The sequence below is a fragment of the Streptomyces rectiviolaceus genome (genome assembly GCF_039533825.1).
Taxonomy (GTDB): Bacteria; Actinomycetota; Actinomycetes; order Streptomycetales; family Streptomycetaceae; genus Streptomyces; species Streptomyces rectiviolaceus.
The window spans coordinates 21,550-28,323 of record NZ_BAAAUG010000076.1; the positions used below are offsets into that span (position 1 = coordinate 21,550).

7 protein-coding genes are annotated in these 6,774 nt (G+C 72.4%); 5 read left to right on the forward strand and 2 right to left on the reverse strand.

Going from position 1 to position 6,774, the window contains the following annotated elements; all coding sequences use genetic code 11:
* Positions 1-115 precede the first annotated feature (115 nt).
* Complete coding sequence (locus ABD378_RS21420) at positions 116-1,318, forward strand: sensor histidine kinase (protein ID WP_344522550.1); 1,203 nt, start codon at positions 116-118, stop codon at positions 1,316-1,318.
* 99 nt (positions 1,319-1,417) lie between these two features.
* On the forward strand, positions 1,418-2,092 hold the full coding sequence (locus ABD378_RS21425; protein WP_344522551.1) for a response regulator transcription factor: 675 nt from the start codon (positions 1,418-1,420) through the stop codon (positions 2,090-2,092).
* Positions 2,093-2,127: 35 nt separating this feature from the next.
* Here ABD378_RS21425 and ABD378_RS21430 read toward each other — a convergent pair whose 3' ends face one another.
* Positions 2,128-3,240 (reverse strand): DUF5937 family protein, encoded by a 1,113-nt coding sequence (locus tag ABD378_RS21430; RefSeq protein ID WP_344522557.1) that lies wholly within the window; start codon positions 3,238-3,240, stop codon positions 2,128-2,130.
* Positions 3,241-3,498: 258 nt separating this feature from the next.
* Between ABD378_RS21430 and ABD378_RS21435 the strand changes: the two genes are divergently transcribed.
* Positions 3,499-3,744, forward strand: a complete 246-nt coding sequence (locus ABD378_RS21435) for a hypothetical protein (protein WP_344522552.1) — start codon at positions 3,499-3,501, stop codon at positions 3,742-3,744.
* Here ABD378_RS21435 and ABD378_RS21440 read toward each other — a convergent pair.
* Positions 3,701-4,915 carry a threonine aldolase family protein gene (locus ABD378_RS21440; RefSeq protein WP_344522553.1) on the reverse strand — a complete coding sequence of 405 codons (1,215 nt, stop codon included), beginning with the start codon at positions 4,913-4,915 and terminating at the stop codon, positions 3,701-3,703. The genes ABD378_RS21435 and ABD378_RS21440 overlap by 44 nt on opposite strands.
* 147 nt (positions 4,916-5,062) lie before the next feature.
* On the opposite strand from ABD378_RS21440, the gene ABD378_RS21445 reads away from it, so the two are divergent.
* Together ABD378_RS21445 and panC are read left to right on the forward strand one after the other, a co-directional pair.
* The gene (locus tag ABD378_RS21445) at positions 5,063-6,001 is read left to right on the forward strand and encodes a Rossmann-like and DUF2520 domain-containing protein (RefSeq protein WP_344522554.1); all 939 of its coding nucleotides are present in this window, start codon (positions 5,063-5,065) and stop codon (positions 5,999-6,001) included.
* Positions 5,998-6,774 (forward strand): pantoate--beta-alanine ligase (panC, locus tag ABD378_RS21450; protein WP_344522555.1); only part of this gene is annotated, 777 nt, incomplete at its 3' end. The genes ABD378_RS21445 and panC, both read left to right, overlap by 4 nt.

The window sequence follows — 6,774 nt, forward strand, 5'->3', positions numbered from 1 at the left end:
CGTTCGTCACGCGAGAAGGCTAAGCGGGCCTCCACCTTGGGGAGTACATGCACGGGGTACGGATCGGCCCTCCGGTTGACCCCGGAGGGGCGTGGCGCTGCCTACGCTGGGTTACGTGCAGCGCGTCTATGACTTCCTCCGCAGACACCCGACCGGGGTCGATGGCTTCTGGGCCCTCGCCCTGCTCGGGATGTCCGGCATCGGTCTGGTCTCCATGGCTGATGTGGAAGGCAGAGACCCAAAGGTCGCGGCCGCCGTCGTCGTCCTCGGCATGTCCGTCGTGGTGGCGCTGCGCCGCAAGTACACCGAGAAGATGCTGATCCTCGCCGCCGTGCTGGGCGTCGTGCAGCTGATCTTCGACGTGAAGACGATGCCGGCCGACTTCGCGATGCTGGTGATCATCTACACCGCGTCGGCCGACGGCACGAAGTGGGCCTCGCGGTTCGCCCTCATAGGCGGTCTGTGCGCGGCTCCGCTGTCGTCGATGCGCTGGCCGGAGGAGAACATAGGCGTCTTCGGCAGCGTCTTCTTCACGATCTTCCAGATGGTGCCGTTCGCCCTCGCCTGGGTGCTCGGCGACTCCATCCGCACCCGCCGCGCCTACTTCGCGCAGCTGGAGGAGCGCGCCGACCGCCTGGAGAAGGAGCGCGCTGCGCAGTCCAAGGTCGCGGTGGCGGCCGAGCGGGCCCGCATCGCACGCGAGCTGCACGACGTCGTCGCGCACAACGTCTCGGTGATGGTCGTCCAGGCCGACGGCGCCGCGTACGTCCTCGACACGGCTCCCGAGCAGGCCAAGCAGGCCCTGGAGACGATCTCGGGCACCGGGCGGCAGGCGCTCGCCGAGATGCGCAGGCTGCTCGGCGTGCTGCGCACCGGCGAGCACCAGGAGAGCGGTGAGTACGTCCCGCAGCCCGACGTCGAGCAGCTCGACGAGCTCATCGAGCAGGTGCGCACGGCCGGCCTCCCGGTCGACTTCAAGGTCGAGGGCACCCCGCGCCCGCTGCCCAGCGGCGTCGAGCTCACGGCGTACCGCATCGTGCAGGAGGCGCTCACCAACACCCGCAAGCACGGCGGCGAGAACACCGGCGCGAGCGTGCGCCTGGTCTACTTCGACGACGGCCTGGGGCTGCTCGTCGAGGACGACGGCAAGGGCGCGCCCCACGAGCTCTACGAGGACGGCGGCGCCGACGGCAGCGGGCACGGCCTGATCGGCATGCGGGAGCGCGTCGGCATGGTCGGCGGCACGCTGGACGCGGGACCGCGGCCGGGAGGCGGCTTCCGCATCAGTGCGCTTCTCCCGCTCAAGCCCGCAAATTGACACCTGTCACCGAAACGTCCACGCCATACGCTCATGACCACATCCGTTCGTTCATGAACACATCCGTCGCTCATGAACACATCCACGAAGGGGCCTTTGATGTCGATCCGCGTCATGCTCGTCGACGACCAGGCGCTGCTGCGCACGGGGTTCCGGATGGTGCTCGCCGCACAGCCGGACATGGACGTCGTCGCCGAGGCGGGCGACGGGGTCGAGGCGCTTCAGGCGCTGCGGACGACCGAGGTCGACGTGGTGCTCATGGACGTACGCATGCCGAAACTGGACGGCGTGGAGACGACCCGGCGCATCTGTCAGGACGAGAACCCGCCGAAGGTGTTGATCCTGACGACCTTCGACCTCGACGAGTACGCCTTCTCGGGGCTGAAGGCGGGCGCCTCCGGCTTCATGCTGAAGGACGTGCCTCCGGGCGAGCTGCTGGCCGCGATCCGCTCCGTGCACAGCGGTGACGCGGTGGTCGCGCCGTCCACGACGCGGCGCCTTCTCGACCGCTTCGCGCCGATGCTCCCGAACGCGGGCGGGCAGCCGCAGCACAAGGAGCTCGAGCGGCTCACCGAGCGCGAGCGCGAGGTCATGATCCTGGTCGCCCAGGGGCTTTCGAACGGGGAGATCGCCGCGCGGCTCGTCCTGTCGGAGGCCACGGTGAAGACCCACGTGGGCCGCATCCTGACCAAGCTCGGCCTGCGGGACCGGGTGCAGGTGGTGGTCCTCGCGTACGAGACGGGTCTGGTGCGGGCCGGCGGCGGGGCTGCCTGACGGCTGCCCCGACCGGGGCAGGGGGGGGCGGCGGGTCAGCGCAGGATGCCCTCCAGGAAGTCGCTGCCCAGGCGGGCCACCACGGTGACGTCCAGCTGGTGCATCACGTACCGGCCGCGACGCGCGGTGGTGACCAGGCCCGCCTTCTTCAGGAGCGTGAGGTGCCGGGAGACCTCCGGCGCCGTGAGCCCGGTGGCGTGGGCCAGCTCGCCGGTGCTGAAGGGCGCGCGGGCCAGGTCGCGGCACAGCCGCAGGCGCACGGGGTGCGCGAGGGCCGTGAGCCGTCGCTCCAGGGTCTCCACGGAGGTGGGCCTCGCCAGGTCCGGGGCGGACACGGGGTAGTGGATCACCGGGCGCCAGCCCGGGGCGTGCAGGACCATCAGGTGCGGCCAGGCGAAGTGCGAGGGCACGAACGTGAGCCCCGCGCCCAGGGTGTGGTCCAGGGCCGTCGCGTTGCCCGGGCACAGCTTGTCCGCGGTGATGCGGCGGCCCTCCGGGTCCACCGAGAGCGCCGCCGACACCGAGGCGAGCACCTCGGCGAGGCCCTTGTGGCGCAGGATCTCCGTCTTGTGCCGGGCGTCGGCGGCCAGTTGGACGCGCACCCGGCGCCAGGTGTCGGCGAAGAACGCCTCGTCGCAGTCCTCCAGGAGCCGGCGCAGCCAGGCCCGGACGCTGTGCGGGTCGGTCAAAAGGCGCCTGGCGAAGTCCAGTTGGCTGCCGCCGCGCGTGGCGGCGAGCTCCAGGGCGCGCGCACCTCGGACCGGATCGGTGAGCGGCGAAGGGCCGCCTTCGTTGTACGTCGTGCCGCAGGTGAACTCCAGGGCCGCCATGACGAATCGCTCGTCGTCCAGGCTGTCCAGGAGGTCCAGCTCCTCGGCGAGCGTGGCGCCCGGCCTGCCGTCGCCGTCGACGAGTCCCGCGAACGGCATGAACACGTCCGAGAACGTGTTCCGCCACAGGAAGTCGGCCTCGCAGAGCCGGTCGGCGAGGTCCGGCTTGAGGCAGGCGGTGGTCGCGGTGGCCCAGCCGTGCAGCCCCGGATGGTGTCCGGGCTCCGCCAGCGCGTGCAGGGCAACGCCCAGCTCCGCCAGGGGCGAAGGGTCGAAGAAGATCCGCTCCTGCGGCAGGCCCGCTATCTCGATGTGCACGCTCATGGACCCATCGTGCACCGCGCCACCGACATCGCCCCCGTCGATTGACGACCGGCGTCAATCGGCGCGACGGCGGCGTGACGGCGGGCGCAGTCTGTGGTGACCGGGCCGCACACGGCTCGTCCTGAACGGGCCGTACGGCAGCGTCGCCGCCGGACCGGAATCCAGCCGCCCGTCCCACCCCTGCGCCGACTCTGCTTCCCGTCGACCCATGGGTGCCCGATAAGTACCATTTGTCACGAGAGGCGATCCATCATGAGCATCACCCAGCAGTACCTGCTCGACAGCTACCGCGCCGCCCAGCACGACGAGCGGACCCCGCCGGCCCCCGGTCAGCAGGACTGGCAGGTCATTCGCGAGGTGCGCGACTACGGACGCTTCCGCGCGGTCGTCGAGGAACGCCCCGCCCACGGACGGATCCGCGCCGCCCTGACCAGGATCACCCGCGCCGGCTCCTTCAGCCGGGGATCCGTCGCACGAACTCCGCGACCGCATCATTGACGTCGTCAGGCGTCCACTCCAGGCCCGCCTCGGTCACGGTGACCTCCGTGACCGAGAGGCCGGGCGGCCCGTCGGGGAACCAGCGGCCGAACAGCTGGGTCTTGGTCTCCTCCGCCTGCCCGAGCGCCGCATCGGTCAGGACCTTGGAGTCGTACGGCAGCCAGACCTGGAACTGATGGGTGTGCGGCCGCTCGGGGTGCACGCGCGACCAGGGCACCCCGGTGGCCGCGAACCCTTCACGCAGCGCCTCGGCGACCACGCGCGCGTGGGCGACGTAGTCCGGCAGCCTAGGGAGCGTGTTCTTCAGGCCGAGCAGGGCGGCGACGGCGGCGGGGAACTGCTGGAAGACCTGGCCGCCGTAGCGGTGCCGCCACGTCCGCGCCTCGTCGGCCAGGGTGCTCGGGCCCGCGAGCACCGCACCGCTCAGGCCGTCCAGGGACTTGTAGAACGACACGTACACGGTGTCCGCGAGCCCGGCGATCTCCGCGAGGGAGCGGCCGAAGTGCGGTGTGCACTCCCACAGGCGCGCACCGTCGAAGTGCACGACGGCGTCGCGTTCCCGGGCCGCCTCCACGACCTCTTCGAGCTCCTCCCAGGACGGCAGGACGAAACCGGCGTCCCGGAGCGGCAGTTCGAGCATCAGCGTCCCGAAGGGCTCTTCGAAGTCCCGCACCTCCTCGGCCGTCGGCAGTCGTGGCTCCCTCGTCGGATGCACCGTGCGCAGCCCGCTCACCACGGAGAGGGCGCCCCCTTCGTGGATCTCGGGGTGGGCCTTCGGGTGCAGGGCGACGGTCGCGTTGCCCGTGCGGCCCGCCCAGCAGCGCAGGGCGACCTGCTGGGCCATCGTGCCGGTCGGGAAGAAGACGGCCGCCTCCTTGCCGAGCAGCCGCGCGACCTCGTCCTCCAGGCGGGCGACCACCGCGTCGCCGTAGATGTCGGTGGGCTCGTCCGGGTCCACGACCTCGGAAGCCGCGTCCGCGAGTGCCGAGAGCCGCGCGGTGAGCGGGAGGTGCGCGGACCAGCGGTGCAGGGTCCGGGTGGCACCAAGGGTGGCGGCGCGGCGGCGGGCGGCCAGCAGAGCCTGCTCGCTCACCTCGGCTCCGCCGGCGTCCGCGGGCTGCGCCTGCCCCTGCCCCGGCTCCTGCCCCTGTGCTCCGTCGTGTGAAGTCATCCTCCGAGCATGGCGGGCGAGCGGCCGCCGGTCATACCAATACCCACAGCCTGTGGACAGCCGAGGACGCGGCGCGGACCAATCGCGTTAGCATGACGAGAAATCGTCCGGTACCCCGAGCGGACTGGAACGGGAAGGCGTCATCGCGTGAACGCACCTCATCAGCCAGACCCGCGGGACCGCCCCGCGAGGCTCACGGTGGGCGTCGTGGGAGCGGGCCGGGTCGGCCCCGCGCTCGCCGCGGCACTCCAGCTCGCCGGGCACCGCCCGGTCGCCGCGTCGGGGGTCTCCGACGCCTCCGTACGGCGCGCGGCGGTCCTGCTGCCCGACGTGCCCCTCGTCCCGCCCGCCCAGGTCCTGGAGCGCGCCGACCTCGTCCTCCTGACCGTGCCGGACGACGCCCTGCCGAGCCTGGTCGAGGGCCTCGCCGAGACCGGCGCCGTGCGCCCCGGCCAGCTGATCGTGCACACGTCCGGGCGTTACGGCACCAAGGTGCTCGAACCCGCGCTGCGCGCGGGCGCGCTGCCGCTCGCGCTGCACCCCGCCATGACGTTCACCGGCACCCCCGTCGACGTGCAGCGCCTCGCGGGCTGCTCCTTCGGCGTGACCGCTCCCGAGGAGCTGCGCCTGGCCGCCGAGGCGCTGGTCATCGAGATGGGCGGCGAGCCCGAGTGGATCGCCGAGGAGTCGAGGCCGCTCTACCACGCGGCGCTCGCGCTCGGCGCGAACCACCTGGTCACGCTGGTCGCCGAGTCCATGGACCTGCTGCGGGACGCGGGCGTGGAGGCCCCCGACCGGATGCTCGGCCCGCTGCTCGGTGCCGCCCTGGACAACGCGCTGCGGTCCGGCGACGCCGCCCTCACCGGACCCGTGGCGCGCGGGGACGCGGGCACCGTCGCCGCGCACGTCGCCGAGTTGCGCAAGCACGCGCCGCAGACCGTCGCCGGGTATCTGGCGATGGCCCGCGCGACCGCCGACCGCGCGCTCGCCCACGGACTGCTCAAGCCCGAGCTCGCCGAGGACCTCCTGGGGGTCCTTGCCAACGGCGGGGGAGTGGCCGGCGAGGCCGAGGGAGGCACCCGATGACCAGCCTCGTGCACACCGCCGAACCGCTCCGCACGCGCGCGCGAGCCGGCCGCAGGGTCGTCGTCATGACCATGGGCGCCCTGCACGAGGGCCACGCCACGCTGATCCGCACGGCACGCCGCATCGCGGGCGCCGAGGGCGAGGTCGTGGTCACGGTCTTCGTGAACCCCCTCCAGTTCGGCGCGGGCGAGGACCTCGACCGCTATCCCCGCACGCTGGACGCCGACGTCAAGATCGCCGAACAGGAGGGCGCGGACTTCGTGTTCGCCCCGTCCGTCGACGAGGTCTATCCCGGCGGTGAACCGCAGGTCCGGATCAGCGCGGGCCCCATGGGCGCGCTCCTCGAAGGAGCCACGCGCCCCGGGCACTTCGACGGCATGCTCACGGTCGTCGCCAAGCTGCTGCACCTCACCCGGCCCGACGTGGCGCTGTACGGCCAGAAGGACGCCCAGCAGCTCGCCCTCATCCGCCGCATGGTGCGTGACCTGAACTTCGGCGTCGAGATAGTCGGCGTGCCCACCGTGCGCGAGGACGACGGCCTGGCTCTCTCCAGCCGCAACCGCTATCTCTCCCCGGACGAGCGGCGCACCGCGCTCGCCCTCTCCCAGGCCCTTTTCGCGGGCCGCGACCGGCACGCCGCGCAGGAGGCCCTCCACGCGCGTGCGTCGCTCGCCCCCGTCACGCACGCACGCGCCGTCGCCCTGAACGCCCTGGGGGAGTCCCGCGCCGCGGCCGACACCCACGCGGTCGCCCAGTCGGTCACGCCGGCCGTG

Bases quoted from the DNA above. Each gene is read 5' to 3' on its own strand.
- ABD378_RS21425 (WP_344522551.1), top strand. From the start codon at position 1,418: ATGTCGATCCGCGTCATGCTCGTCGACGACCAGGCGCTGCTGCGCACG.
- ABD378_RS21435 (WP_344522552.1), top strand. From the start codon at position 3,499: ATGAGCATCACCCAGCAGTACCTGCTCGACAGCTACCGCGCCGCCCAG.
- ABD378_RS21440 (WP_344522553.1), bottom strand. From the start codon at position 4,915: ATGACTTCACACGACGGAGCACAGGGGCAGGAGCCGGGGCAGGGGCAG.